This window comes from Mycobacterium sp. (assembly GCF_025965855.1).
In the GTDB taxonomy this organism is placed as follows: domain Bacteria; phylum Actinomycetota; class Actinomycetes; order Mycobacteriales; family Mycobacteriaceae; genus Mycobacterium.
The window spans coordinates 1-26,169 of sequence record NZ_JAOPWB010000338.1 but is presented as its reverse complement, the minus strand read 5'-3'; the positions used below and the strand labels follow the sequence as shown (position 1 = coordinate 26,169).

19 protein-coding genes and 2 pseudogenes are annotated in these 26,169 nt (G+C 67.1%); 11 read left to right on the top strand and 10 right to left on the bottom strand.

Going from position 1 to position 26,169, the window contains the following annotated elements; all coding sequences use genetic code 11:
- Positions 1-49 precede the first annotated feature (49 nt).
- The gene (locus JWP83_RS29150; protein ID WP_297738530.1) at positions 50-175 is read right to left on the bottom strand and encodes a hypothetical protein; all 126 of its coding nucleotides are present in this window, start codon (positions 173-175) and stop codon (positions 50-52) included.
- 145 nt (positions 176-320) lie between these two features.
- Positions 321-1,424, bottom strand: coding sequence for a magnesium/cobalt transporter CorA (gene corA / locus JWP83_RS29145; protein WP_297738528.1), 1,104 nt, complete (start codon positions 1,422-1,424; stop codon positions 321-323).
- Positions 1,425-1,599: 175 nt separating this feature from the next.
- On the opposite strand from corA, the gene JWP83_RS29140 reads away from it, so the two are divergent.
- The gene (locus tag JWP83_RS29140; RefSeq protein WP_297738526.1) at positions 1,600-2,589 is read left to right on the top strand and encodes a malate dehydrogenase; all 990 of its coding nucleotides are present in this window, start codon (positions 1,600-1,602) and stop codon (positions 2,587-2,589) included.
- A 185-nt stretch (positions 2,590-2,774) separates the two neighbouring features.
- Here the strand turns inward: JWP83_RS29140 and JWP83_RS29135 are convergent, their stop codons facing one another.
- On the bottom strand, positions 2,775-4,061 hold the full coding sequence (locus tag JWP83_RS29135; RefSeq protein ID WP_297738523.1) for a fatty acid desaturase: 1,287 nt from the start codon (positions 4,059-4,061) through the stop codon (positions 2,775-2,777).
- Positions 4,062-4,539: 478 nt separating this feature from the next.
- Between JWP83_RS29135 and JWP83_RS29130 the strand changes: the two are divergent.
- A pseudogene (locus JWP83_RS29130) lies at positions 4,540-4,719 on the top strand (NAD-dependent malic enzyme); the annotation flags it as partial.
- Positions 4,710-5,567 (top strand): glycine betaine ABC transporter substrate-binding protein, encoded by an 858-nt coding sequence (locus JWP83_RS29125; RefSeq protein ID WP_297738572.1) that lies wholly within the window; start codon positions 4,710-4,712, stop codon positions 5,565-5,567. The pseudogene JWP83_RS29130 and the gene JWP83_RS29125, both read left to right, overlap by 10 nt.
- Before the next feature lie 83 nt (positions 5,568-5,650).
- On the opposite strand, the gene JWP83_RS29120 is transcribed toward JWP83_RS29125, so the two are convergent.
- A complete protein-coding gene (locus tag JWP83_RS29120; protein WP_297738521.1) occupies positions 5,651-6,478 on the bottom strand; it encodes an SDR family oxidoreductase in 828 nt (275 codons plus the stop codon).
- A 181-nt stretch (positions 6,479-6,659) separates the two neighbouring features.
- Between JWP83_RS29120 and JWP83_RS29115 the strand changes: the two genes are divergently transcribed.
- Positions 6,660-7,898 (top strand): bifunctional 2-polyprenyl-6-hydroxyphenol methylase/3-demethylubiquinol 3-O-methyltransferase UbiG, encoded by a 1,239-nt coding sequence (locus tag JWP83_RS29115; RefSeq protein WP_297738519.1) that lies wholly within the window; start codon positions 6,660-6,662, stop codon positions 7,896-7,898.
- A 343-nt stretch (positions 7,899-8,241) separates the two neighbouring features.
- Here the strand turns inward: JWP83_RS29115 and JWP83_RS29110 are convergent, their stop codons facing one another.
- The gene (locus JWP83_RS29110; RefSeq protein WP_297738517.1) at positions 8,242-11,946 is read right to left on the bottom strand and encodes a multifunctional oxoglutarate decarboxylase/oxoglutarate dehydrogenase thiamine pyrophosphate-binding subunit/dihydrolipoyllysine-residue succinyltransferase subunit; all 3,705 of its coding nucleotides are present in this window, start codon (positions 11,944-11,946) and stop codon (positions 8,242-8,244) included.
- Between the two features lie 184 nt (positions 11,947-12,130).
- A complete protein-coding gene (locus JWP83_RS29105; protein ID WP_297738514.1) occupies positions 12,131-12,898 on the bottom strand; it encodes a hypothetical protein in 768 nt (255 codons plus the stop codon).
- A 152-nt stretch (positions 12,899-13,050) separates the two neighbouring features.
- Here JWP83_RS29105 and JWP83_RS29100 point away from each other — a divergent pair, with 152 nt between their 5' ends.
- Positions 13,051-14,841 carry an MFS transporter gene (locus tag JWP83_RS29100; RefSeq protein WP_297738512.1) on the top strand — a complete coding sequence of 597 codons (1,791 nt, stop codon included), beginning with the start codon at positions 13,051-13,053 and terminating at the stop codon, positions 14,839-14,841.
- Here the strand turns inward: JWP83_RS29100 and JWP83_RS29095 are convergent.
- The gene (locus JWP83_RS29095; RefSeq protein WP_297738510.1) at positions 14,814-18,236 is read right to left on the bottom strand and encodes a TM0106 family RecB-like putative nuclease; all 3,423 of its coding nucleotides are present in this window, start codon (positions 18,234-18,236) and stop codon (positions 14,814-14,816) included. The genes JWP83_RS29100 and JWP83_RS29095 overlap by 28 nt on opposite strands.
- A gap of 234 nt (positions 18,237-18,470) precedes the next feature.
- Here JWP83_RS29095 and JWP83_RS29090 point away from each other — a divergent pair, with 234 nt between their 5' ends.
- Positions 18,471-18,830: a hypothetical protein gene (locus tag JWP83_RS29090; RefSeq protein ID WP_297738571.1), complete on the top strand. Its 360-nt coding sequence runs from the start codon at positions 18,471-18,473 to the stop codon at positions 18,828-18,830.
- Positions 18,831-18,899: 69 nt separating this feature from the next.
- Here the strand turns inward: JWP83_RS29090 and JWP83_RS29085 are convergent, their stop codons facing one another.
- The gene (locus JWP83_RS29085; RefSeq protein ID WP_297738508.1) at positions 18,900-19,505 is read right to left on the bottom strand and encodes an LppP/LprE family lipoprotein; all 606 of its coding nucleotides are present in this window, start codon (positions 19,503-19,505) and stop codon (positions 18,900-18,902) included.
- Positions 19,506-19,587: 82 nt separating this feature from the next.
- On the opposite strand from JWP83_RS29085, the gene JWP83_RS29080 reads away from it, so the two are divergent.
- Both JWP83_RS29080 and JWP83_RS29075 read left to right on the top strand, forming a co-directional pair.
- Entirely contained in the window at positions 19,588-21,267 is a 1,680-nt protein-coding gene (locus JWP83_RS29080; protein ID WP_297738506.1) for a DEAD/DEAH box helicase, read from the top strand.
- A complete protein-coding gene (locus tag JWP83_RS29075) occupies positions 21,264-22,406 on the top strand; it encodes an acyltransferase (protein ID WP_297738504.1) in 1,143 nt (380 codons plus the stop codon). Before JWP83_RS29080 ends, JWP83_RS29075 begins: the two co-directional genes overlap by 4 nt.
- 162 nt (positions 22,407-22,568) lie before the next feature.
- Here the strand turns inward: JWP83_RS29075 and JWP83_RS29070 are convergent, their stop codons facing one another.
- Positions 22,569-23,150 (bottom strand): TetR/AcrR family transcriptional regulator, encoded by a 582-nt coding sequence (locus JWP83_RS29070; protein WP_297738502.1) that lies wholly within the window; start codon positions 23,148-23,150, stop codon positions 22,569-22,571.
- Positions 23,150-24,391, bottom strand: a complete 1,242-nt coding sequence (locus JWP83_RS29065) for a cytochrome P450 (RefSeq protein WP_297738500.1) — start codon at positions 24,389-24,391, stop codon at positions 23,150-23,152. Before JWP83_RS29065 ends, JWP83_RS29070 begins: the two co-directional genes overlap by 1 nt.
- 85 nt (positions 24,392-24,476) lie before the next feature.
- On the opposite strand from JWP83_RS29065, the pseudogene JWP83_RS29060 reads away from it, so the two are divergent.
- The 3 genes and pseudogenes from JWP83_RS29060 to JWP83_RS29050 form a co-directional block, all read left to right on the top strand.
- Positions 24,477-25,133, top strand: a pseudogene (locus JWP83_RS29060) (transposase); the annotation flags it as partial.
- Between the two features lie 518 nt (positions 25,134-25,651).
- Positions 25,652-25,801, top strand: a complete 150-nt coding sequence (locus JWP83_RS29055; RefSeq protein ID WP_297738498.1) for a hypothetical protein — start codon at positions 25,652-25,654, stop codon at positions 25,799-25,801.
- 145 nt (positions 25,802-25,946) lie between these two features.
- Positions 25,947-26,153, top strand: coding sequence for a hypothetical protein (locus JWP83_RS29050; RefSeq protein ID WP_297738496.1), 207 nt, complete (start codon positions 25,947-25,949; stop codon positions 26,151-26,153).
- The last annotated feature ends 16 nt before the right edge of the window (positions 26,154-26,169 follow it).

Below are 26,169 nucleotides of genomic sequence, written 5' to 3'. Positions count from 1 at the left end.
CCCTCGATGCACGCCCGAAGCCGTCAGCGCACACTCGGCGCGAAGCGCGCTACACCGCTAGCGCTTGGCGCAGCACCGCGATCTTCTCGGCCTGCTCGCGCTTCGAGATCGCCGCGTCTTGGATCAGCATCGAGCCGTGGAAGGTCCCGGGGAACAAATGCAATTCGACGCTCACGCCCGCGGCAAGCATGGCCAGCCGCTGAGTGCGCGTCCTGGGCTTTGAGTGTGCGCCAACGGCTTTGAGTGTGCGGCAACGGCGGGCGAAACGCGAATTCCCGCCCTGGATGCACACGCAAAGCCGTCAGCGCACACTGATGCGTCTAAAGCCAGTTGTTGCGCCGGAATTGGAAGTACAGGACCAGGCAGAAGAGGGCCATAAAGGCCATGATCCCCGGGTAACCCCACGTCCAGTTCAGCTCGGGCATGAAATGGAAGTTCATGCCGTAGATGGCGGCGACCATCGTGGGCACGGCCAAGATACCGGCCCAGGCCGCCATCTTGCGCATGTCGTTGTTCTGCTGCATGCCCACGCGGGCCAATGCCGCTTGGATGAGCGAATTGAGCATGTCGTCGTAGCTGTTGATATGGTCCGCGGCCTCGGACTGGTGGTCGGCGACGTCGCGCAGGTAGCGCCGCACCTCTTTGGAGATGACGTCTTTGTTTTCGACCTGCATGCGATGGAATGCGCCGGACAGCGGGCTGACGCACCGGCGCAGTTCGACGACCTCGCGCTTGAGCAGGTAGATCGGTTCGACGTCGAGCTTGCGCCCCGGGGCGAACGCCACTTCCTCGATGCTGTCGATATCGGATTCGACCAGGCGGCTCACCTCGAGGTAATGGTCGACCACGTTGTCGGCGATGGCGTGCATCACCGCGAACGGTCCAAGGCGCGTCTGCTCGGGGTCGGCTTCCAGGCCCTTGCGCACCTCGGACAGCCCGCCGTGTTCACCGTGGCGGACGGTGACCACGAAATCCTTGCCGACGAAAACCATGATCTCGCCGGTCTCGACGATCTGGCGGGCCGCCGTCAGCGATTCGTGCGGAACGTAATTGACGGTCTTCAGGACGAGGAACACCGTGTCGTCGTATCGCTCCAGCTTGGGCCGCTGGTGCGCGCACACGGCGTCTTCGACGGGCAGCGGGTGCAGCCCAAAGACGTCCGCCACGTCCTGCATCTCGGCCGGATTGGGCTCGCGCAAGCCGACCCAGACGAATGCCTCGTGCCCGAGCAGTTCGATCTGCCGCACTCTATTGAGGGCGGCAGCGTAGGTGAACTTCCCAGGCAGCCGCTGGCCTTCGGCGTAGACGGCGCAGTCGACCAGGGTCTCGTTGGGCGACTGCTGGACGGGGTCCGCCTGCGGCTCGTGCGGCTCGTGCGCGAGCGGTCGCAGCACTTCGGGCAATGCGTCAGGTCCGGGAAACACCGTCACCTCCGATCGCGGCGCAGGTCAGGCAAGCGGTGCTCAATGCTACGCGTCCTGGTGAAACGCGACGTGACGACTCCGCGGGGCCGTGGACCGGAGGTTTCGGGCCGATCGGGGTGCGCTAGTTTCGAGCACGACACAAAATCCCGATCTTCTCCATAAGGAGCACACCGAAGTGAGCGCAAGTCCTGTCAAGGTCGCCGTCACCGGCGCCGCCGGCCAGATCGGCTACAGCCTGTTGTTCCGCCTGGCAAGCGGGGCGCTGCTGGGGCCCGATCGCCCGATCGAGCTGCGTCTGCTGGAGATCGAGCCGGCGCTCAAGGCGCTCGAGGGTGTCGTGATGGAGCTCGACGACTGTGCCTTCCCGCTGCTGGCGGGCGTCCAAATCGGCGCCGACGCCAACAAGATCTTCGACGGCGTGAACCTGGCCCTGCTCGTCGGCGCCCGCCCGCGCGGCCCGGGCATGGAGCGCGGCGACCTGCTGGAGGCCAACGGCGCGATCTTCACCGCGCAGGGCAAGGCGCTCAACTCGGTGGCCGCCGATGACGTGCGCGTCGGCGTGACCGGCAACCCGGCCAACACCAACGCGCTGATCGCGATGAGCAACGCGCCCGACATCCCGCGGGAGCGGTTCTCCGCGCTCACCCGCCTCGACCACAACCGGGCGATTTCGCAGCTGGCCAAGAAGACCGGCGCCGTCGTCACCGACATCAAGAAGATGACGATCTGGGGCAACCACTCGGCCACCCAGTACCCCGACGTCTTCCACGCCGAGGTCGGTGGCAAGAATGCTGCGGAGGTCGTGGGCGACCAGGCGTGGATCGAGAACGACTTCATCCCGACAGTCGCCAAGCGCGGCGCGGCGATCAGCGACGCGCGCGGCGCCTCGTCGGCCGCCTCCGCCGCCTCGGCGACCATCGACGCCGCCCGCGACTGGCTGCTCGGCAGCCCGGAGGGCAACTGGGTTTCGATGGCGGTCCTCTCCGACGGTTCCTACGGCGTGCCGGAGGGCCTGATCTCCTCGTTCCCGGTGATCACGAAGGACGGCAACTGGACGATCGTCACCGGCCTGGAGATCGACGAGTTCTCCCGCGGACGGATCGACAAGTCGACCGCGGAGCTGGCCGACGAGCGGAACGCGGTCACGGAGCTCGGGCTGATCTGAGGGCTGGTCAGTATTTCACTGGCACAGAGACATGTGGCCGTCGCCGCGCGGAGGAAGAACAACAGGGTATCCGTTAGAACGGAGGGGGCTGGCCCACACGCGTGGCGCCCGTGCTGGCCGCCACCCAGATTCCTGTCGACAGGGGCTAATTGAAGATCTGAGCGATGTGTCGACCGCAGTTCACATCACCCGACGTTTGCGTTGTCCGTTCCGGCAACCCGACTGGCTCGAGCCGGTCGGCGCCGCCATTGGCGCACCGCTGCTGTCGCTGTCTTGAGCCCACGGTGGCGCCCTGTCACCAGATCGGTCATGGCGAAACCGGGCTCCAATTCGGCGAACATCCGCTCGCTGCGGGTTTCCGGCGCGTCGTCCGCGGTGTCGCGTAGATACTTGTTCGGCAGCGACAGTTTGGCGATGGTGCGCCACGTCTTGCCATACTGCATCAGGAAAGAGCCTGTGGTATAAGGCAAATCGTACTTGTCGCACAGCGCCCGTACCCGCACCGAAATCTCGTGCAACCGGTTGCTCGGCAGATCGGGAAACAGGTGATGCTCGATCTGATGGCACAGGTTGCCGCTCATGAACCGCAGCACCGGCCCGCCCTCGAAGTTGGCGCTGCCCAGCATCTGGCGCAGATACCACTCACCCTTCGTTTCGCCGATCATGTCGGTCTTGGTGAATTTCTCTGCGCCATCAGGGAAATGCCCGCAGAAGATCACCGCGTTGGCCCAGAGGTTGCGGATAACGTTGGCCACCACGTTGGCCTTCAGCGTCGATTTGAAGGTCGCCGCCGGCGACAGCGAGGTGAGCGCCGGGAACGCGACGTAGTCCTTGACCACCTGCCTGCCGGCCTTGATCGAGAACTCGCGCGCCTGCTGAATGGTGAAGTCGCGCTCCGGGCCGGCCTTCAAGATCTTCTCGAAATCGATGGTCTGCAAGCCAATTCCCCACTCGAATCCAAGCGCGAGGACGGCATTGAACAACAGGTTGCCGATGTTGAAGCGCTCCCAGGGCTGGTCACGCGTGACTCGCAGGATGTAATAGCCCACATCGTCGTCCATGCCGAGGATGTTGGTGTACTTGTGGTGCTGAAAATTGTGGGCGGAAATCCAGTGTTTTGACGCCGCAGTCATGTCCCACTCCCACGTCGTGGAGTGAATCTCGGGATCGTTCATCCAGTTCCACTGACCGTGCATGACGTTGTGGCCGATCTCCATGTTCTCGATGATCTTGGCCAGACTGAGGGTCACGGTTCCCGCCCACCAGGCCGAGCGTTTCGAGCTAGCGGCCAGCAGGAGCCGGCCGGCTACGTCGAGGGCACGTTGCGCGGCGATGGTGCGGCGGATGTAGCGGGCATCGCGCTCGCCAAGGGAATCCTCGATGTCCAGCCGGATCGCGTCCAGCTCGACGGCAAGATTCTCGATGTCGGCGTCGGTTAAGTGGGCGAAGGCCGGAACGTCAGTGACCGCCATGGTTTCCTTCCTTGGACTGCTATGTCGGGACCTCGGCGTTCACATGCCATTGGCAGGTGCCCGATCGACGGATCAGGCCGCTCCCTCGATCGTTTAACGCGGCTAAAGGTTCTGCGGTTCCTTCTGGGTGGCGGGCTTACGTGTTTCTCATGTCTGCAGGTGCAGCCGGCTCGTTTGCGCGTCGACACGCTCTGGATGCTCCGGGCCGCCCCTGGTGTCACCACCCGGCCAGGGTTATATCTGTCGGTGATAAGAGGTCGCCGGCGCTAGTCCACCGGTGGGCCGCTGAGTCCGGTGAACGGTAGCACGGTCTGGTGCTCGAGCCCGCGGGAGGGCGCCGCGATCGGCGACTGACACCATCGCGCCCGTGTCGCAAACCGTTCAGTACCCTGATGCGGTGCCTGACAACGTGCATCCGCAGATGGCCATCGCAGACGACGAGATCTTCGAGGCGCACGCGAGCGGCAAGCTTTCCGTAGCGCTGGACGCCGGGGCCCGCCGGATCACCGAAAAGATGATGGCGGCCGCGGCCGAGGCGATCTTCTCGGTCGTCAGCGACGACCTCGCGGTCGACCGGATCGTCCCGAGCCCGCTGGACGCGCGTGTCGGGGACGCCGTGGCCGCCGCCGTCGCGATCGCTTCCGACGACTGCGTGTGATCCGGCTGGCCGCGCTGCTGCTGGCCGCGCTGCTCGCGCTGGCGGGCTGTGGCGACCGCCGTCCCGCTCCGGAATTGGTGGTCGGATCCCGGCCCGACCGCGAGTCGATGCTGCTAACCGGCGTCTACGCGGCGGCGCTGCGGTCCTACGGTTTCGCCGCGCGAGCCGAAACCGCCGCCGACCCGATGGCGAAGCTGGACTCGGGCGCGTTCACCGTCTTCCCCGCCTTCACCGGCCAGACATTGCAGCTCTTGCAGCCCGGTGCGGTGGCGATGTCCGACGCCCAGGTCTACCGCGCGATGATCGCGGCGCTGCCCGAGGGCGTCCTGGCCGGCGACTACACCACCGCGGCCGAAGACAAGCCCGCGCTGCTGGTCACGCAGGCCACCGCCAAGGCCTGGGGCGGCCATGACCTCACCGCGGACCTGAGCACGCTGCCGGCGCACTGCGACGGGCTGGTGACCGGGGCCGTCACCGGGTTTCAGGCACCCGCGGCGGTGGGATCCTGCCGGTTGCCCGCGCCGCGCCAATTCCCGGACGAGGCAGCGCTTTTCGCGGCGCTGCGGGCCGGGCAGCTGACGGCGGGATGGACCACTACCGCCGATCCCGGCAGCCCCGGCGACCTGGTCGCGCTGGCCGATCGCAAACCCGCGCTGATACAGGCGGAGAACGTGGTGCCGTTGTATCGCCGCAACGCGCTGAGCGATCGGCAGCTGCTGGCGATCAACGAAGTGGCCGGCGTGCTGGACACCGCGGCGCTGGCCGACATGCGCCGGCAGGTGGCCGGCGGCGCCGACCCGCAGGCGGTCGCGGGCGGTTGGCTCGCGGAACGCCCGCTGGGCCGCTGACGGTCTTTCGTCGGCCGTCGAGCCTGCGCTCAGCGCGAGCTTCGGCGAGGATTGGGCGCGCTGAGCGCAGTCTCGGCGCGGCGTCAGGGTTTGGGCATCAACCGGCCCATCACGGGGCCGAACAGCTGCTGGTAATACGGGCCGGCCACCCGAACCATCAGGTCCATGACCTTGGCGTCCGTGCCGACCAGCACCCGGGCCTTCTTCTTGCGAACCGCGTCCAGGATGACCTGGGCCGCACGCTCCGGGCTGGTCCTGGCGAGCCGCTTGTCGAACAGCTTGGCCAGCTCGTCGCGGTCGAGGCCCTCGGCGGCGGTGGCGTTGCGGGCGATCGCGGTCTGGATACCGCCGGGGTGCACCGTGGTCACCGCCACCGGGTGACGGGCCAGGACCATCTCCTGTCGCAGCGCCTCGGTGAAGCCGCGGACGGCGAACTTGGCCGCGTTGTACGCCGCCTGCCCCGGCACCGAGAACAGCCCGAACACGCTCGAGACGTTGATGACGTGGCCGTCGCCGGAGGCGATCACGTGCGGGAGAAACGCCTTGGTGCCGTTCACGACGCCCCAAAAGTCGACGTCCATTACCCGCTCGATGTCCTTGAACTGGCTGACTTCGACGTCACCGGTGAAGGCGATGCCGGCGTTGTTGTAGATCTGGTTGACCTTGCCGAAGTGCTCGTTGACGGCGTCGGCGTAGGCCAGGAAGGCCTCGCGCTCGGTGACGTCGAGGCGGTCCGCTTTGACCGGCGCACCGATCCTCTTCAGCTGTTCCTCGGTCTGCGCCAGGCCTTCGAGGTCGACGTCGCTGATGGCCACCTTGGCGCCCGAGCGGGCGAGCTCGACGGCCAGCGCCTGCCCGATGCCCGAACCGGCACCGGTCACCACGGCGACCTTCCCCGCGAATCCCTGCATGAGCACCCTCCCTGTCGGTTGGCTCGTTGGGTCGAGGCTAACCGGTACCGCCGGTCCGGGTTGCACAGGGTTCGAGCCAGCGATATGCGCGCAATCCGCCGTCGATGTGTGCGGGTCCGGGATATTCTCGGCCCCTAGCGATCCGCGATCCCGGATCGCGGGCCGACGTCAAGGAGCCACCATGAACGACGATCCGGGCACCGACGTCGTCACTCGACAATACGAGCGGTGGAAGTATCCGCGTCCGATCGAGGACCTCGAGGGATGGATCGACGGCAATTGGGAATGGTTCGACCCGGTCCACGCTCATCGCATTTTATGGCCCGACCGGGATTACAAACCTGACCTCGACATCTTGATTGCGGGCTGCGGCACCAACCAGGCGGCGATTTTTGCGTTCAACAATCCCGCCGCCCGAGTAGTGGCGATCGATATCAGCCAACCGTCGCTGGACCATGAGCAATACCTGAAGGACAAGCACGGGCTGTGGAATCTAGAGCTGCACCGGCTGCCGATCGCGGAAGTGTCGACGCTCGGGCTCGAGTTCGACCTCATCGTGTCGACTGGCGTCTTGCATCACCTCGCCGACCCGCTGGCGGGCATGGAAGCGCTGGCCGGGTGCCTGCGCAACGACGGCGTCATTGCCGTCATGCTGTACGCGAAGTACGGCCGAATCGGAGTGGAACTGCTGGAATCTGTCTTTCGCGACCTGGAGCTGCAACAGGACAGCGCGTCGGTCCAAGTGGTCAAGGACACGATCTCGGTGCTGTCCCAGGACCACCCCGTGCAGAGCTACCGCCGCATCGCGCGGGATCTCGAGTCCTCCGAGGCCGCCCTGGTGGATACGTTCCTGCACGGTCAGCAGCGCAGCTACACCATCGAGGAGTGCCTCGAACTGGTCGCCTCGGCCGGGCTCGAATTCCAGGGGCTACTGCTGAAGGCGCCGTATTACGCGCACGATCTGTTCACCCCGTTCAACGAGTTCTATCGAGCCGTCAAAGACATGCCCGAACACACGCTGTGGTCGGTGATGGAACGAGTCCAGCCGTTGAACGGCTGCCACTTTTTCATGGCCAGCCGCCCCGAACGCCCCAAAGACAGTTACAGCATTGATTTTTCGATGCCCGCCTGCCTCGACTACGTTCCGATGATGCGCATGCGTTGCGGTCTGTCCGGCAACGAGATTTTGCGGCCGGACTGGCGCGCGACGCTCAACGCGGCCCAGTTGCCTTTTGTGCAGCAGGTCGATGGTCGTCGCACGATTCGCGAGATCGCCGCGTGCGTGGCGGAGAGTGGGCGGTCACCGCGGGCGGGCGCGACCGACCTCGAGGAATTCGGCCGCAAGCTTTTTCAGTCGCTGTGGCGTCTTGATTTCCTTGCGATGGCGCTGAACGCGAACGGAGGCAGCGCGCAAATATGATGGGTCGACGCGAACACCAGATCTGCTGGGTCGTCGTCGAAACGATCTGCCCGGAAGCTGCTCGAAGTGATTTTCGCAGGATGACTCGGTTGGGAGGCCTGCGATGTCGTTTGTGATGGCGGCGCCGGAGGCGCTGGCGCTGGCGCTGGCGCTGGCGCTGGCGGCGATGCCGCTGGAAGTGCCAACTCCTTCGCTGAAAATGTGGCCATCGGGGACAACGGCGCCACCGGCGGCACCGGCGGCACCGGCGCTACGGGTGGTTCCGGCGCAAACGGCTGATTGCCCGGCTCCTCAATCGCGCCGTTCCGGCAGGCCCGCGCCGTTCCGGCGTGCCGTCGCCGGGCTAGCCGAACGCCGTGTCGAGGATCTCCTGCTGCTCGACGGCGTGCACCTTCGACGACCCCGACGACGGCGCCGACATGGCCCGGCGCGAGATGCGCTTGAGCCCGGTCAGCTTGTCGGGCAACAGTTCGGGCAGCTCCAGCCCAAATCGCGGCCACGCGCCCTGGTTGGCCGGCTCCTCCTGCACCCAGAAGAATTCCTCGGCGGCCGGGTAGCGGTCCAGCGTCTCGTTGAGCCGGCGCTTCGGCAGCGGCGCGAGCTGTTCGATGCGCACGATCGCGACGTCGTCGCGGTTGTCCTTGGCCTTGCGCGCCACCAGCTCGTAGTAGATCTTCCCGCTGGTCAGCAGGATCCGCCTCACCTTGCTGCGATCGCCGATGCCGTCCTCGTAGGTGGGTTCCTCCAGCACCGAGCGGAACTTGATCTCGGTGAAGTCCCGGACATCACTGACCGCAGCCTTGTTGCGCAACATCGACTTCGGCGTGAACACGATCAGCGGGCGCTGGATGCCGTCGAGGGCGTGGCGCCGCAACAGGTGGAAGTAGTTGGACGGTGTCGAGGGCATCGCGATGGTCATCGAACCCTCGGCCCACAGCTGCAGGAAGCGCTCGATGCGGCCGGAGGTGTGGTCGGGGCCCTGCCCCTCGTGCCCGTGCGGCAGCAGCAGCACCACGTTGGACCGCTGGCCCCACTTGGCCTCACCGGAGCTGATGAACTCGTCGATGATCGACTGCGCGCCGTTGACGAAGTCGCCGAACTGCGCTTCCCACAGCACGAGCGCGTCCGGGTTGCCCACGGTGTAGCCGTACTCGAAGCCCACGGCGGCGTACTCCGACAGCGGTGAGTCGTAGACCAGGAACTTGCCGCCGCTCGGGGTGCCGTCGAGGTTCGTCGCCAGCAATTGCAACGGCGTGAACTCCTCGCCGGTGTTGCGGTCGATGATCACCGAATGCCGCTGGGAGAAGGTGCCGCGCCGGGTGTCCTGCCCGGACAGCCGCACCAGCTTGCCCTCGGACACCAGCGAACCCAGCGCCAGCAGCTCGCCGAACGCCCAGTCGATCTTGCCCTCGTAGGCCATCTCGCGGCGCCTTTCCAGCACCGGCTGCACGCGGGGGTGCGCGGTGAAGCCGTCGGGGACGGCCAGGAACGCGTCGCCGATGCGGGCCAACAGTGACTTGTCCACCGCGGTGGACAGCCCCGCGGGAACCGGTTGGTCGGCCTCCACCGACTCGCTGGGCTGCACGCCGTGCTTCTCCAGGTCGCGGACCTCGTTGAACACCCGCTCCAGCTGGCCCTGGTAGTCGCGCAGCGCGTCCTCGGCTTCCTTCAGCGAGATGTCACCGCGGCCGATCAGGGCTTCGGTGTAGCTCTTGCGGGCCCCGCGCTTGGTGTCGACGACGTCGTACATGGACGGGTTGGTCATCGACGGGTCGTCGCCCTCGTTGTGGCCGCGGCGCCGGTAGCACAGCATATCGATGACGACGTCCTTCTTGAACCTCTGGCGGAAGTCGACGGCCAGCTTGGCCACCCACACGCAGGCTTCCGGGTCGTCGCCGTTGACGTGAAAGATGGGCGCCCCCACCATCTTTGCCACGTCGGTGCAGTATTCGCTGGACCTGGAGTACTCGGGCGGGGTGGTGAAGCCGATCTGGTTGTTGACGATGATGTGGATCGTGCCGCCGACGCGGTAGCCGGGCAGGTTGGCCAGGTTCAGCGTCTCGGCGACGATTCCCTGCCCGGCGAATGCGGCGTCGCCGTGCATCATCATGGGCACCACGGAGAAGGCCTTTTCGTCGCCGTGGTCCTCGGCGCCCCGGTCCAGCAGGTCCTGCTTGGCCCGGACCAGGCCCTCGAGCACCGGGTCCACGGCCTCCAGGTGCGACGGGTTGGCCGTCAGCGAAACCTGAATGTCGTTGTCGCCGAACATCTGCAGGTACACTCCGGTGGCGCCCAAGTGGTACTTGACGTCGCCGGAGCCGTGCGCCTGCGACGGGTTGAGGTTGCCCTCGAACTCGGAAAAGATCTGCGAGTAAGGCTTGCCGACAATGTTGGCCAGCACGTTGAGCCGACCGCGGTGCGGCATCGCGATGACCACCTCGTCGAGGCCGTGCTCGGCGCACTGGTCGATCGCCGCGTCCATCATCGGGATCACGCTTTCCGCGCCCTCAAGCGAAAACCGTTTCTGTCCAACGTATTTGGTCTGCAGGAACGTCTCGAAGGCCTCGGCGGCGTTCAGCTTGCTCAGGATGAACTTCTGTTCGGCCACGGTGGGTTTGACGTGCTTGGTCTCGACCCGTTCTTCCAGCCACCGCTGCTGTTCGGGTTCGAGGATGTGCGTGTACTCCACACCGATGTGGCGGCAGTAGGCGTCGCGCAGCAGGCCCAACACGTCGCGCAGCTTCTTGTATTCGCAGCCGGCGAAGCCGTTGACCTTGAAGACCCGGTCGAGGTCCCACAGCGTCAGGCCGTGGGTCAGCACCTCGAGGTCGGGGTGGCTGCGGAACCTGGCGCCGTCCAAGCGCAGCGGATCGATGTCGGCCATCAGGTGCCCGCGGTTGCGGTAGGCCGCGATCAGCTCCATCACCCGGGCGTTCTTGTCGACGATCGAATCCGGGTTGTCGGTGCTCCAGCGCACCGGCAGGTACGGGTTGCCCAGCTCGCGGAAGATCTCGTCCCAGAAACCGTCCGAGAGCAGCATTTCGTGGATGGTGCGCAGGAAGTCGCCGGATTCCGCGCCCTGAATGATGCGGTGGTCGTAGGTCGACGTCAGGGTGATCAGCTTGCCGATGCCCAGGTCGGCGATGCGCTCCTCGCTGGCCCCCTGGAACTCGGCGGGGTATTCCATGGCGCCGACACCGATGATGGCGCCCTGGCCGGCCATCAGCCGCGGCACCGAGTGCACGGTGCCGATGGTGCCGGGGTTGGTCAGCGAAATCGTCACGCCGGCGAAGTCTTCGGCGGTCAGCTTGCCGTCGCGCGCCCGGCGGACGATGTCCTCGTAGGCGGTGACGAACTGCGCGAACCGCATGCTTTCGCAACGCTTGATGCCGGCCACCACCAACGAGCGCTTGCCGTCCTTGCCCTGCAGGTCGATCGCCAGGCCAAGGTTGGTGTGCGCCGGGGTGACCGCGGTCGGCTTGCCGTCGACCTCGGCGTAGTGCCGGTTCATGTTCGGGAATTGCTTGATCGCCTGCACCAGCGCGTAGCCCAGGATGTGGGTGAAGGAGATCTTGCCACCGCGGGTGCGCTTGAGCTGGTTGTTGATGACGGTCCGGTTGTCGATCAGCAGCTTGGCCGGAACGGCCCGGACGCTGGTCGCCGTCGGCACCTCCAACGACGCGGACATGTTCCTGACGACGGCGGCAGCCGCGCCGCGCAGCACCTGCACCTCGTCACCCTCGGCCGGCGGGGGAGCGGCGGACTTGGCCGGTGCCGCCGGGGCCGGCACCGAGGCGCCGTTGCCTCCGGTGGGCGCGGGCGCCGGCTTCGTCTCCGGGGCGGCGGGCTTTGCTTCCGGGGCGGGGGAGGCCTGTCCGTCGGGCGAGGCCGCCGGGGCGCTGGGGGCCGCCTCGGCGGTGGGCTCGGGGTTGTAGTCGACCAGGAACTCGTGCCAGCTCGGGTCGACCGAGGAGGGGTCATCGCGGAATTTGCGGTACATCTCCTCGACCAGCCATTCGTTTTGACCGAATGGTGAAATGTTGCTCACGGCCGCTGTTCGCCTCAATTCTCTTGTCCTGCAGGCGCTGTAGGCGCTGTTGCGCGGCGCCTGCCACTTTCCGTGCCCCGATGGGTGGGGCACCTCACACCCGCGTCGGTCCTGGAACGTTTCCGCCCCAATAAAGGCTATCCTTTTGCCAGCAATACGCGAGCGTGACCGGGTGAGGTGGCCGCTAGCCGGCTTCGTGGATCGACGGCAATACCCGCAACGTGCTCGGCCAGCCGGTGGGCGGGGCGCCGAACGCGTCGCGGGCGTTGCGGACGATCTTTTTGCCCACCATCCGGTTGCCGGCGCCGCCGACCACGGCTCCGATGCCGACCGGCAGCATCTTGCCGAACATCAGGGCGCCCTTCCGCAGCGTGTAGCGCTTGACGAAGTAGCTGAGCATCCGGGTGTTCAACCGCGACAGCGTCGGCAACGGGAGCGAGGCCATGCCCTCGGCCAGCCAGCCGCCGTTGGTGCGGCCCGGCCCGATCAGCTCGCCGATGGCGCGCTTGCTGTCGTTCCCGACCAGGACGGAAAGCACCAGCGCGCGGCGCCGCTCCCGGTGGTCGGCCGGGATGTTGTAGACCACGGCCTTCGCCAGCACGAACAGGGCGGTGGCCTCGATGAAGAAGACGGTTTCCCCGGCGCCCGCGGATACCGCCGTCAACGTCCCGACCCCGGGCAACGTCGCGGCCGACCCGACCGCGGCGCCGCTGGCCGTCAGCGCGGCCAGGTAGCGCTTCTCCAGCTTGGCGTCGATTTCGGCGGGGCCCGCGCCCGGATGAGCGCGCCGCAACCTCGCCACATAGGCCTGCGCTGCGGGGCCGTGTACGCGCGTGCTGCGCTCGATGACCTGCGCCAATGCCCGCGCCGACGCCTTGGGCCGGCCGCCGGCGCCGGGCGCCGCCTGTTCCGCCTTTGACATGTGTGACGCTCTGTTTCGTCGGGCCCGCATACCGCTCATCCTGGTGGTGCTCCTGCCAATGTTCCTTTCAGGCTAACGCGCGGTCACCGATCCGCGGCCGCGCGGCGCATTTGCCGAATCGGAATAATGCAGGTTGGGTGACGATCAGGCCGTTGGCGCGAGGGTGTGAGGGGGCAAGCCACATGAACACGGCGACGCCCCGGTCGCCGGGGGGGACCCGGCGCGCGGGGCCGAGCGACCTGGTGAAGCGCTGGAACTCCTTGCTCGTGTCCGGCCCACGGAATCCCTGGAACGCGCTCGCGGCGATGATGGTCGGCTTCTTCATGATCATGGTCGACTCGACCATCGTGGTCATCGCCAACCCGACCATCAAGATCGACCTGCACACCGGATACTCCACCGTGGTCTGGGTGACCAGCGCCTACCTGCTGGGGAACGCGGTGGTGCTGCTGGTGGCCGGGCGGCTCGGCGACCGGTTCGGCACCAAAAACCTCTACCTGATCGGCCTGGGCGTGTTCACCGCCGCGTCGATCTGGTGCGGGCTGTCGGGCAGCGCCGCCATGCTGATCGCCGCCCGCGTGGTCCAGGGCGTCGGCGCCGGCGTGCTCACCCCGCAGACCCTGTCGACGATCACCCGGATCTTCCCGCCCGAGCGGCGCGGTGTCGCGGTGAGCCTGTGGGGCGCCACCGCCGGCGTGGCCACCCTGGTGGGGCCGCTGGCCGGCGGCGCGCTGGTCGACGGGCTGGGCTGGCAGTGGATTTTCTTCGTCAACGTCCCCATCGGCGTGGTCGGGCTGGCCCTGGCGGTGTGGCTGGTGCCGGTGCTCCCCACCCAGGCGCAGCGCTTCGACCTGGTGGGCGTCGGGTTGTCCGGGGCGGGCATCTTCCTCATCGTCTTCGGGCTGCAGGAGGGCCAGGCCGGCCACTGGCAGCCCTGGGTCTGGGCGATGATCGTCGCGGGTGCCGGATGCATGTCGGTGTTCGTCTACTGGCAGGCCGTCAACACCCGCGAGCCGCTGATCCCGCTGCGCATCTTCGCCGACCGCGACTTCAGCCTGTGCAACGCCGGGGTCGCCGTTACCGCGTTCGCGACGACAGCGATGATGCTGCCGCTGCCGTTCTTCTTGCAGGCCGGGTGCGGGCTGTCGCCGACGCGCTCGGCCCTGGTGATCGCGCCGATGGCGGTCGCCAACGGCGTGCTTGCGCCGTTCGTGGGCGTGATCGTCGACAGGTACCACCCGCGCCCGGTGCTCGGTTTCGGCTTCTCGATCATGGCGATCGGGTTGACCTGGCTGTCGTTCGAGATGTCGCCGTCGACGCCGATCTGGCGGCTGCTGTTGCCGTTCGCCGTGATCGGCGTCGGGAGCGCGTTCGTGTGGTCGCCCCTGACGGCCACCGCGACGCGTAACCTGCCCGCGGATCTGGCCGGGGCGGGCTCCGCGGTGTACAACTCGATCCGGCAGCTCGGGGCGGTTCTCGGGAGCGCGGGCATTGCCGCGTTCATGACGTGGCGGATCGGTGCCGAGATGCCGTCGCCCGCGCCGTCGGCGGAGGACACCACCGCCCTGCAACTGCCCGCGTTCCTGCGCGAGCCGTTTGCGGCCGCGATGGCGCAGTCGGTGCTGTTGCCCGCGTTCATCGTCTTGTTCGGCATCGTCGCGGCACTGTTCGTGCTCGGGTTCGTGCCTTCGGCGCGCGCGGGCCGCGACCTGCCGGATGATGGCGACGTCGTCGACGACGGCTATGACGACGACGACTACGTCGAGTTCGTCCTGGTCCGTGAACCCGCCGCCAAGCCCCCGCCGCGCCCCGAGCCGCGGCCGGCGCAGGCCGGACCGACCGGCTTCGCGTACAACGGGTCTCGCGTCGACGGCGGCAAGCGGCTGCGCCCGATGGCGTCACCGGGCCGCCGCTACCGTCCGGATCCGGACGACGATCCCACCGGCTACGGCCGGCACTCGTCGGGCGCGTAGCCCTGCGTCAGCGCGAGGAATGCGCCCAGGTCGATCAGGCCGGCGGGCGTGCCGGGGAGGTATTCGGTCAGCAGTTGCGAGCGCACGATCACCACCGCGTACTGCGCCCTACTGATGGCGACGTTGAGCCGATTCCTGTTGAGCAGGAACGACATTCCGCGGGGCACCACGTCGGCCGACGAGGCCGTCATCGACATGAAGACCACCGGAGCCTGCCCGCCCTGGAACTTGTCGACGGTTCCGACCCGGACCGCGCCGAGCCCGGCCGAGCCCAGCCACCGACGGATCAGCGTCACCTGGGCGTTGTAGGGCGCCAGCACCAACACGTCGGAGGCGGCCAGCGGCCGGGTGCCGCGCTCGTCGGTCCACGCCCGGCCGAGCAGCTTCCCGATCTGCGCGGCGATCGCGTCGGCCTCCTCGGGGCTCTCCGTCGAATTGCCTTGGTGTGCTACGGCGCTGACGTGCACGCCGGGCTCTTGTCCGTCGAGGTGCCGCGCTTCGGTGCACTCGTGGGACTGCAGCCTGCCCTCGTAGGCCAGCGCTGAGACCGCGGCGCAGACCGCCGGATGCATGCGGTAGGAGCGGCCCAGGAAGTAGCCGCGTTGGTCGGGCAGCGTGCGCCGGCCGTCCACCAGCCAATCCAGCGCCGACGTGTCGACCGGTTCCGGGTGGGTTCCCTGGCTGACCTGGGGCAGCTGCTGGGGGTCGCCGAGCAGCAACACGTTGGCGGCCGCAGGTGCCACGGCGATGGTGTTGGCCAAACAGAACTGGCCCGCCTCGTCGATCACCAGCAGGTCCAGGCTGCCCGGCGGTACCCGGTTGGCGTTGGCGAAATCCCAAGCGGTGCCGCCGATCACGCAGCCGGCGGTACCGGCAATGAAGGCCGCGTACTCGCTGGATTCGATCTCCTGCCAGCGCGGCGCGTCATGGTCGTAGCGCTTCTTGGCGACTCGGCCCGGATCCAGTCCGGCGTCGATCACGCAGCCCAGCAGGTTCTCCACCGTGGCGTGGGATTGCGCCACCACGCCGACGCGCCAGTCATGGTCGACGACCAAGCTTTTGATCACCCGGGCGGCGGTGTGCGTCTTGCCGGTGCCGGGCGGCCCGTGCACCGCCAGGTACGACTCGTTGAGGTCGAGTGCCGCGGCGGTGATGTCGTTGACGGTGTCACCGCTGCGAGGGAGCGGGGCGCCGCGGCGGGTGCGGGGCGCGCGGCGCAGCAGGATGTCCAGTATCGCGCTGCGCGGCAGTCGCGGCAACCCGGCGGCCACCGCGGCGGCGGTCGTCTCGATCGACTCCCTCAGCGCCGTGGTGGGCACCGGTGGCCCCGGGGCGAGCGCGAACGGCAACTGGTGAAAAGTGTTGCCGTCATTGCCGACTCGCTCGACGATGATCACCTCCGTGGGCACCGCCGGATCGTCGACCGCTATCACCTCGGCGCGACCGGCCGCGCGGCGGTCGGGGTTGTCGGTCATGCTCGGCGGGGCCGGGGGCTCGTAAAGCGCGAAGACGTTCGTCATCAGGTCGCCGCGCGCCAGCTCTCCCGTTAGTTGCACCCGTCGCCGGGGCTTGCGCGCGCGGGGCGGGGTGTGCCAGTCGGCGTCGACCGACGCCTCCTCGGCGATGAAGACGTCGGTATCGTCGGCCCACTCCTCGACCGGGAAGTTCAGCCGGTCGAAGTGCGCCCACCAGAAGGGTTTGTCCTCGCGCCGGTGGTACCCACGCGCCGCGGCCACCAGCGCCACCGCCGTCCGGTCGGGCGTGCGCTCGCCGACCCCGGCGTCGCCGGTGAACGCCGACAACGTCATCGCCAGCCGGTCGCGGTCCTCGACGGTGTTGCCCTGCGGAACCGGTTGGGCGCCAATCGGTACGACGCCGGACTCGTAGGCGCGCAACATCAGCCAGTTGCGCAGTTCCCGCGTCGACCGGCAGTCGTAGTGGTTGTAGTCCTCGATCTCCTTGAGCACGGATGCGGCGTCGTCGAGCTGGCCCGCCGCTCGCAGCTCGCAGTAGCGGGCGTAGGAGGTGATCGATTCGGCGGCCGTGGTGACGTCGCCGGCGCGCAGCTGCGCCCCCATGTAAAGCGGCTCGAGCGCCTTGAGGCTGAACGATTCCGCGCCCACCCGAATGCTTTTGCGCACCAGGGGATATAGATCGACCAGCGTCCCGCTGCGCAGCAGTTCGTCGACCTCGTCCTCGCCGACTCCGTATCGCCCGGCGAGCCGCAGCAGCGCGGTCTTTTCGTAGGGTGCGTAGTGGTAGATGTGCATGTTGGGGCGCCGCCTACGGCGCTTTTTCACCATCGCCAGAAAGTCGGTGAGCGCCTTGCGCTCGTCCACCCGGTTGTGCGCCCAGAGCGGGTGGAAATTCCCTGCGGCCTCCAGGACGCCGAACAGATACTCCAGGCCCCAGTCGTGTCCGTCGGCCGTCCACAGCGGGTCGCCTTCGAAGTCGAAGAACAGGTCACCGGGGTCCGGGTCGGGCAGCAGTGTGAGTGGCTGCGGGTCGACGATCTCGAATTGCGGGGTCCCGGTGTCGCGTTGGCGGACTTGCAGTTCGGCCTGCGCGGTCAGTTTGTTCAGCGCGCTGGGCGCCAGGTCGGGAACCGGACTCTTGTGGTCGGCCAGCTCGGCGACGGTGCTGACGCCGGCGTCAATGATCTTGTCGCGCTGGGTTACTCGGATACCGGCGATCAGCAGCAAATCGTCGGTGGCGCGCAGCTGCTCGGTGCACAATGGGCAGCGAAAGCACGCGTTGACCTCCTGGTCCTCCCAGCGCACGGGCGTCCCCGCGGCGTGGTGCTCGTCGAGCAGCCGCTGCGAAAGCGCGCGCTGGGAACGGTAAACCGGGATCAGGTCGCCGACGCGGTAGCGCACGACGGTGCCGTCGCCCAGTTCCAGCTCGGCCTCCGGCGCGACCGCGACGCCCGCGCCGGCGAGCGCGTCGGCGTAGGCGGCCAGCTGTAGCAACGCGGGAACCTTGGCCGAGCGGGCCAGCTTGGTGTCGGTCACCCGGTACTGCTCGCCGTCGAGCACGAGAAAGTCGGCGAATCCGACGAATCGGCCGTCGAACATCGCGGCCTGATACACCACCGGGGCGCGGTTGGCGATGGCGCGCCGGGTGGCTTCGGCGGCGGCCGTCAGCCCGGCGAGCGTGTAGGCCGGGCGGCCGATGACGGCGACGCCATCCCCGAACTCGTCGCGGTATTGGTCGAGGCGGCGTCGTTCGTGTTCGGTGCCGAGGGCGGCGGTTCGCGCGAGCAGCTCGTCCTCGACAGAGACCGCGGGGCCCCGGCCGAGTTTCGTGTCGAAATCCCTCAGCAAGGCGTACTCGCAGCGGGCGGCGGCGGCGAGATCCGACGCGCTGTAGACGACGCAGTCGCCGGTGACGAACACAGCTGCAACTGTAGGCGAGGGGGCCGACACGGTTCGGCTAGCCGCGCCCCGGTCGTGTTGGTGATCGAGACGGCTGGCGAGAAACGGAATTTCGCTCGTGGCCGCATTCTGTGGTCATCCATGCCGCCGGAACAAAGCGCGGCGAGGGACCTGGCCAACTCCCACGCGCAGCTGCGTCGGGTCCCTACCCCGAGCCCGTGGTCATGCCGATGAGGCGGTAGCTTCGGCTTGGTGATCGTCACCGGAGCCTTCCTCGCCGAAGCGGCCTCGGTGGTCAATAACAAGCTGAACGTCAACGGTGGCGTGTTGTCCCGATTCGTCGTCGGGCCGGACCGGTGGGCCAGGTTTCTGCTGGTCGTGCTGACACAGTCTGAGGCCGGTGATCCGGACCACCGGGTTGACGTTGAGATCTGGCCCCCGACGGGTGACGACCTGCTCCGCATTGCCTACGAGATGCCCGAAGGAGCCATGCTCGGCGAAATCGGATTCGCCTACTTCCCGGTCGAGATCACCATGCCCGTCGATGGCCGTTGGGTGATCGTCGTCGCCGGTGGTCCCGGCGTGATCTCGCTTCCGCTGATGGTCAGCGGCTGACGCAGTGCAGCCCGTGCCGCAATCTGAGCGCGGCCAGAACCGTCAGGTCGCGCGAACAGGAACGGCGCGTCAGTGGCCCGGATTGTTACCGATCAGCTCGACCCCGTTGCCGTTCCAATGGAACCGCACATCGGTGTTGAGGCCGTTGATCCCGCCGGGATACGTCAACGCCACGGTGTCGCCGGTGGTTTGCGACGCGTCGATGCCGTTGAACCCGTAGGTGTCGGGTACCCCCTGCGGGATGAACTGGCCGAGATGGAACAGCACCGCCCGGGTGGTCGGACTGACGGCGTTGGTGTTGGCCTTGATGATCACTGCCGACAGCTGGGCGCACTCGTTGTAGTTGCCGCCCAGCGGCTCGGGGTTCCAGGGCTGCTGGCTGCGCGGATCGCGCGGCAGCTCGGAGACCACCTTCGCGATGGTGGGGGAGGCGAGGTTGACCGCGCACGGATCGGGCGGCGCGCTACCGGGCGCGGCCATCCCGGACGTCGCGCTCGGTGTGGCGGGGGCGGTGATCGACGCGGTCGCTGTTGTCGTCGTTACCTGCGGTGTCTTGGCGACGGTGGAGTCTCCGGAACCGCAGCCGCTCAAAGCAATGGAGGCCGACGCGACAACGGTCGCGCCCGTCAGCGCACGGCAAGCTAGCAACCACACATCGCGAAACCGTACCGTCATCCGGCCGATGGATGCGGCAGGCGTGGCCGCGCGGTGCCGGGTGCACCCGGCCTCACAAATCACCACTAGACTCCATGTCCTGATGACCTCCCCGGACAGCCCGCCCGAGGCTGCCTCTCCGACGTTCGCCGACCTGCAGATTCACCCTGCGGTCCTGCGGGCGACCGCCGATGTGGGTTACGAGTCGCCGACGGCCATCCAGGCGGCGACGATCCCGCCGCTGATGGCGGGCACCGAAGACGACGGGCTGGCCCCGACCGGCACCGGCAAGACCTCGGCCTTCGCCATCCCGAAACTGTCCAAGATCGACGTCACCAGCAAAACAACTCAAGCGCTGGTGCTGGCCCCCACCCGCGAGCTGGCCCTGCAGGTGGCCGAGGCGTTCAGCCGCTACGGGGCCCATCTGCCGCAGATCAACGTGCTGCCGATCTACGGCGGGTCGTCGTACGGCGTGCAACTGGCCGGGCTGAGGCGCGGCGCGCAGGTGGTGGTCGGCACGCCCGGCCGGGTCATCGACCACCTCGAACGCGGGACACTGGACCTGTCGCGGATTGACTACCTGGTGCTCGACGAGGCCGACGAGATGCTCACCATGGGTTTCGCCGAAGACGTCGAGCGCATCCTGTCCGACACTCCGGAATACAAACAGGTGGCCCTGTTCTCGGCGACCATGCCGCCGGCGATCCGCAAGCTCACGAAAAAGTATCTGCACGATCCGTTCGAAGTCACCTCCAAGGCGAAAACCGCTACCGCCGAGAACATTTCGCAGCGCTACATCCAGGTGGCCGGTCCGCGCAAGATGGACGCACTGACCCGCGTGCTGGAGGTCGAGCCGTTCGAGGCGATGATCGTCTTTGTCCGAACCAAGCAGGCCACCGAGGAGGTCGCCGAAAAGCTCAGGGCCCGAGGGTTTTCCGCGGCCGCCATCAACGGCGACATCCCGCAGGCCCAGCGCGAGCGGACCATCGCCGCACTCAAACGCGGCGGCGCCAAAGGCATCGACATCCTGGTCGCCACCGACGTGGCCGCGCGGGGGCTGGACGTGGAGCGCATATCGCATGTGCTCAACTACGACATCCCGCACGACACCGAGTCCTACGTGCACCGGATCGGACGCACCGGCAGGGCCGGGCGTTCGGGAGCCGCCCTGTTGTTCGTCTCCCCGCGGGAACGCCACCTGCTCAAGGCGATCGAAAAGGCAACCCGGCAAACGCTCACCGAGGCCGAATTGCCGACCGTCGAAGACGTCAACGCGCAGCGGGTGGCAAAATTCGCCGATTCCATCACCGACACCCTCGGCGGACCCGGCATCGACCTCTTCCGCAAGCTGGTGCAGGACTACGAACGCGAGCACGACGTTCCGATGGCCGACATCGCCGCGTCGCTGGCGTTGCAGTCCCGCGACGGAGCGGCGTTCTTGATGGCGCCCGAACCGCCGCCCGAACGGCGCGAACGTCAGGAACATCATGAAAAGCCAAGACAGACAAGAGCATTCAGTACCTATCGGATCTCCGTGGGCAAACGGCACAAGATCGGTCCCGGCGCGATCGTCGGCGCCATCGCCAACGAGGGGGGCCTGCATCGCAGCGATTTCGGCCACATCGCCATCGGGCCGGACTTCTCGCTGGTGGAACTGCCGGCCAAACTGCCCAAAGCGACACTGAAGAAGCTTGAGCAGACACGCATCTCGGGCGTGCTGATCGACCTGCGGCCGGACCGGTCACCCAACAAGACCAAACCACGCCGGAAACACGCCGAATGACCCTCTCCGAGGAACGGGACGCCCAAGGCGGACTGGAGCAGGTCGCCCACGTCGACCGCGTCTCATCGCTGACCGGTATCCGCGCGGTCGCCGCGCTAACCGTCGTCGGCACCCATGCGGCCTACACCACCGGCAAGTACACCCACGGCTATTGGGGCCTGGTCGGCTCCCGGCTGGAGATCGGCGTGCCGATCTTCTTCGTGCTGTCCGGTTTCCTGCTGTTTCGCCCCTGGTTGAAATCGGCCGCCACCGGCGGCCCGCCGCCGTCGCTGAGCCGCTATGCGCGGCACCGGGTTCGGCGCATCATGCCCGCCTACGTCATCACCGTGCTGTTCGCCTACGTGCTGTACCACTTCCGCGAGGCCGGACCCAACCCCGGGCACACGTGGCTGGGACTGGTGCGAAACCTCACGCTGACGCAGATCTACTGCAACGGCTACCTCGGCAAGTACCTGCACCAGGGCCTGACGCAGATGTGGAGCCTGGCCGTCGAGGGCGCCTTCTACGTGGCGCTGCCGTTCCTGGCATACCTGCTACTGGTGGTGATCTCCCGACGGCGATGGCAGCCGAATTTGATGCTGGCCGCCCTGGCCGCGATGATGCTGATCAGCCCGGCGTGGTTGATCCTGGTGCACGCCGATCACTGGTTCCCCGACGGCGCGCGGCTGTGGCTGCCGACCTATCTGGCCTGGTTCCTGGCGGGCATGGCGCTGGCCGTGCTGCAGGCGATGAAAGTGCGCTGCTACGCGTTCATGGCCATACCGCTGGCGATCATCTGTTATTTCATCGTCTCCACGCCGATCGCCGGCGCTCCCACGACGTCGCCCGCGACGCTGAGCCAGGCCATATTCAAGACCGTTTTCTATGCCGTGATCGCCGCGCTCGCGGTGGCGCCGCTGGCGCTGGGTGATCACGGTTCGTATTCGCGGTTGCTGGCCAGCCGGCCGATGGTCTGGCTGGGCGAGATCTCCTATGAGATCTTCCTGATCCATCTCATAACAATGGAATTCGCGATGGTGTATATCGTCCGGGCGCACGTCTACACAGGCTCGATGGGGTACCTATTCGTCGCGACGATGGCAGTGACCATCCCGCTTGCGTGGCTCTTGCACCGTTTCACGCGGGTCAAGGACGGCTAGGTGGCGGCCGCCGAAGGGGATGGCGGGACTCCTGCGGCTGACCTTTTGCCTGCCTCTCAGCGACAATTCGGGTGTGCGGCACCAACTCGGCTGATTGTCGCTGAGAGGCGGGCGCAACGGATTGTGGTCCTGTCCGGAGACTGGTGTGGCAGATGTGACGAACTAGCCCCGGGCGGCGACCGGCGTCACGATCGGGACCACGAAGTCCTCGATCATCGCCCGCTCGTCGGCGTCGTCCCGGCCGGGGTACATCAGCAGCGACGTGAGCACCCGCACCACCCAACGGGCCCGGCGCTCGACGACGGCGGCGTCTTCCGGGCCGAGCGAGTGGACGAAGGCGGCGGCCATCGCGGTGATCACCTCGGAGTGTTCGGCGAGCTCGCCGCCGATCGGCGGCCGGCTGACGGCGAACCATGCTGACAGCGCCGGGCTTTCGCGAACCATCCGCAACGCGGCGGTGACGCTTACGACCAACCGTTCGCGCGGGTCCTCAGTGCCGTCGATCTCGTCGGCGATCGCGCGGCTGAGCCGGCGCGTCTCGCGGTGCACGTAGGCGGTCCGCAGCGCCTCACGGTTCTCGAAATACCGGTACAGCGTCGCGCGGGAACAGCCCGCGGCCCTGGCTATCTCGTTCATGCCGATGGAGGCCTGGTCCCGCCGCGTGTAGAGCTCCTCGGCCGCGTCGAGTATCCGGTCCACCGCCACCTCGCCGCGGCGCGCGGCCAGCCAGTCATTACCGGGCATCAGGAATTCACTCGTATCGGCACCGACAGCGGCCGGCGCACATAGCTGCCACCCGACCAGACGATCCCGGACTCATCCACCTCGAAATCCGGGCAACGGGACAGCAATTCGGTCAGCGCGACCCGCGATTGCATCCGGGCCGCGGCCGCCCCCAGGCAGTGGTGTGCGCCGTGGCTGAAGGTCAGGATGTTACGGGGGCAGCGCCTCACGTCGAGTTCGCCTGCATCCGAGCCGTATTGGCGTTCGTCACGGTTGGCCGACCCGTACAGCAGCAAGACCTTGCGACCGGCCGGGACGGTGGTGTCGCCGATCGTGACGTCGCGGGTGGTCGTGCGCGCCAGGCCCTGCACCGGCGACGTCAGCCGCAGCAGCTCCTCGACCGCGTCGGGGATCAACCCCGGGCCGTCAGCCATAAGCCGTCGCTGATCCGGCCGCTCGTACAGCAAAGGCACTGAGCCGCCGAGCATTCCGGTGACGGTGTCGTTGCCGCCGGTGACCATCGTGAACGTGAACGCCAGCACCGACAGCGTCCCGCTGACGGTGTCGTCAGCGACATCCCTGCCGCCCACTCCGGCCGCCACCAAATGCGAGATCGTGTCGTCCTCGGGTTCGGTTCGGCGCCGCTCGACCAGCCCGGTGAAGTAGGCCATCATCGATCCGACCGCATCGCCGGCGGTTCCCAGCGCGCCGCCAACGCCGCCGTCGGCCGTATTCGCAGCGACGATCGCCTGCGTCCAGCCGTCGAACTGCGCCCGGTCTTCCTCGGGCACACCGAGATAGTGGGCGACGACCATCGACGGCAGCGGCTTGAAAAGCTCGGTGACGATGTCGCCGCCGCCGTCGGCGCGCAGCTTCTCGATGCGCTCGACGACGAACTCGCGCACCTTGGGCTCTATCGCCTCGACCTGACGCGGCGTGAAACCGCGCGACACCAGCTTGCGAAATTCGGTGTGCACCGGGGGATCCTGCATCACAAACGGTGGATTGTCCTGCAGCCCAATGATCTCCAGCTCGCCGTACTCCACGGTCAGCCCCTGCGCGGAGGAGAACGTCTCGTGGTCGCGCGCGGCCGCCCAGACGTCGGCGTGCCGGGACAGCACGTAGTAATCGCGGTCGGGCCGGCCATCGGGGACGACGTGGTGCACCGGGTCGTGGTCGCGCAGCGCGCGATACATCGGCCAGGGATTGGGCCAGGTCTCGGCCGCGGCCAGCCGAAAACCGTGAGACGTTGCTGGCAACATGTCTTATGTCTAAGGCATTTCAGCGGGGATGTCAACCGTGGGTCAGGGCTGTCGTACATTACGTTCAGTTCCATTTGTCGATTCACACCGGTTGTCAAAGCTGTTGTTGCGGCACGGGATCGTCTACTGCGGCGGCGAGGCGTGGAGCAAGAAACACGAACTATGGCTTCGGATGCACCGGTTCGACAGTGCTGGTTTACAGCTGGCCTACGATGCTGCCTTTGATGCGATGCTGGCCACCGTTGACCGCCGCGACCGCCTCGATGAGGCGATCGTCGAGATGGCCGCCGATTCAGTGTTCACCCCGGTGGTGACCCGGTTGGGGTGCCTGCGGGGGGTTTCGACGCTGACGGCGTTCGGGCTGGCCACCGAGATGGGCGAGTGGCAGCGGCTGTCGGGCCGCTCCATCGGCGCCTATCTCGGGTTGGTGCCCACCGAGTGCTCCTCGGGGGCAACCCGCTCTCAGGGTGGGGTTACTAAGACCGGCAACAGCCATGCCCGCCGACTGCTGATCGAGGCGGCCTGGCATCACCGGCCGCCCTATCGACCGGGGCGCCATTTGCGGCGACGGTGGGAAACGGCGTCCCCGGCAGCCCGAGGGCGGGGGCAGGCAGCCAACCGGCGACTACATGCCCGGTGGGCCCGTTTCGACGAGCGCAAGAAACGTTCCGTGAGCGCCAACGCCGCGATCGCCCGTGAACTCGCCGGCTGGTGCTGGTCGTTGGCCGTCCTCGACGAATAGGTGCCCATAGATGTCCAGATGACATCACCGAGGTGTCGGCAAGCGTCTGGGAGTGACCCGCGTCCGTTCTATGAGCAATCACGTTGCCCCGCAACCGATAACGCTCGATCCCTAGACCAGCGGTCCGCTCCGACTCGAAAGTACCGTCCTGCGGTAGCCAACCCGCGAATATCAGAACTGACATGCGTCGATACGACACGCTCGACATCCCCACCGACTCATCTGGTCAATGAAGCGGCGGCCCAGCGACGGTTGTGGCCGCCGCTTCACCCTGCCCACTTGACAGAATGCTCCCCATATCAGAACGTAAGTTGCGTTCTAGAGTGGCCAGACGTCGTATGTGATGTTGTCGACCGACATCTGCCGTCGAGGCTCTGACCCGGAGGCCGCCTTGAAACCCTTTAGGACGGAGGCCTTTAGCTGTCGAAGGTCTTGAGCGCTGTCCGTCCAGAATAAGCGCGGCCCCCGCCACATCGATTGGTCCTCGGTCGCGCGTAATGGCGGCTTCCATCCGCTCGATGAGTTCGGATCCCCCGCAGTACGGAATGTCGTCTTCGAGCGAGACCACCACCGAGGTTTCCGACAACACAGGTCAGCCAATCGGCAGCCTGGAACACCTCGACCCTGCTCTGCTCGAGATCGGCATTAGCACCCATCGCATCTCTTAGGCTCAATTCGCGCTGGTCGGAGAGTACAGGACGCGTTGCGACGGAACTGGACCCACCCGGATGGATACTGTCTAAACCAGATGCATGTCACCGATCCCGACGTGGGCTCGGCCGGTCTGCCCGATGCCTACATGGCGTTCGGGAAATGCTCTTCGACCAATCGACTCGTCTCAACGACGAGGGCATCGATCATGTGCTCGCCACAGTCTCGGCGCGCGACACAACCGCCGCGGCGCTGTCGGACACCTCGCTTGACCCGCTCGTGCGGCGATCGCAGAAGGCGGGGCAACAGGCCCTCGGCGAGACTGGGGACAGCCCCATCGTGCGTGTCAACAAACCTGGCACGCCGTGAGATCACCGTGGTCTCC

What these genes read in the sequence shown, in the direction of transcription:
- JWP83_RS29070 (WP_297738502.1), bottom strand. Translation starts at nt 23,150, where the DNA reads ATGCCCGGTAATGACTGGCTGGCCGCGCGCCGCGGCGAGGTGGCGGTG.
- JWP83_RS29100 (WP_297738512.1), top strand. Translation starts at nt 13,051, where the DNA reads ATGAACACGGCGACGCCCCGGTCGCCGGGGGGGACCCGGCGCGCGGGG.
- JWP83_RS29085 (WP_297738508.1), bottom strand. Translation starts at nt 19,505, where the DNA reads ATGACGGTACGGTTTCGCGATGTGTGGTTGCTAGCTTGCCGTGCGCTG.
- JWP83_RS29055 (WP_297738498.1), top strand. Translation starts at nt 25,652, where the DNA reads ATGAGTTCGGATCCCCCGCAGTACGGAATGTCGTCTTCGAGCGAGACC.
- JWP83_RS29065 (WP_297738500.1), bottom strand. Translation starts at nt 24,391, where the DNA reads ATGTTGCCAGCAACGTCTCACGGTTTTCGGCTGGCCGCGGCCGAGACC.
- JWP83_RS29080 (WP_297738506.1), top strand. Translation starts at nt 19,588, where the DNA reads ATGACCTCCCCGGACAGCCCGCCCGAGGCTGCCTCTCCGACGTTCGCC.
- JWP83_RS29075 (WP_297738504.1), top strand. Translation starts at nt 21,264, where the DNA reads ATGACCCTCTCCGAGGAACGGGACGCCCAAGGCGGACTGGAGCAGGTC.
- JWP83_RS29115 (WP_297738519.1), top strand. Translation starts at nt 6,660, where the DNA reads ATGAACGACGATCCGGGCACCGACGTCGTCACTCGACAATACGAGCGG.
- JWP83_RS29135 (WP_297738523.1), bottom strand. Translation starts at nt 4,061, where the DNA reads ATGGCGGTCACTGACGTTCCGGCCTTCGCCCACTTAACCGACGCCGAC.
- JWP83_RS29105 (WP_297738514.1), bottom strand. Translation starts at nt 12,898, where the DNA reads ATGCGGGCCCGACGAAACAGAGCGTCACACATGTCAAAGGCGGAACAG.
- JWP83_RS29120 (WP_297738521.1), bottom strand. Translation starts at nt 6,478, where the DNA reads ATGCAGGGATTCGCGGGGAAGGTCGCCGTGGTGACCGGTGCCGGTTCG.
- JWP83_RS29050 (WP_297738496.1), top strand. Translation starts at nt 25,947, where the DNA reads ATGCTCTTCGACCAATCGACTCGTCTCAACGACGAGGGCATCGATCAT.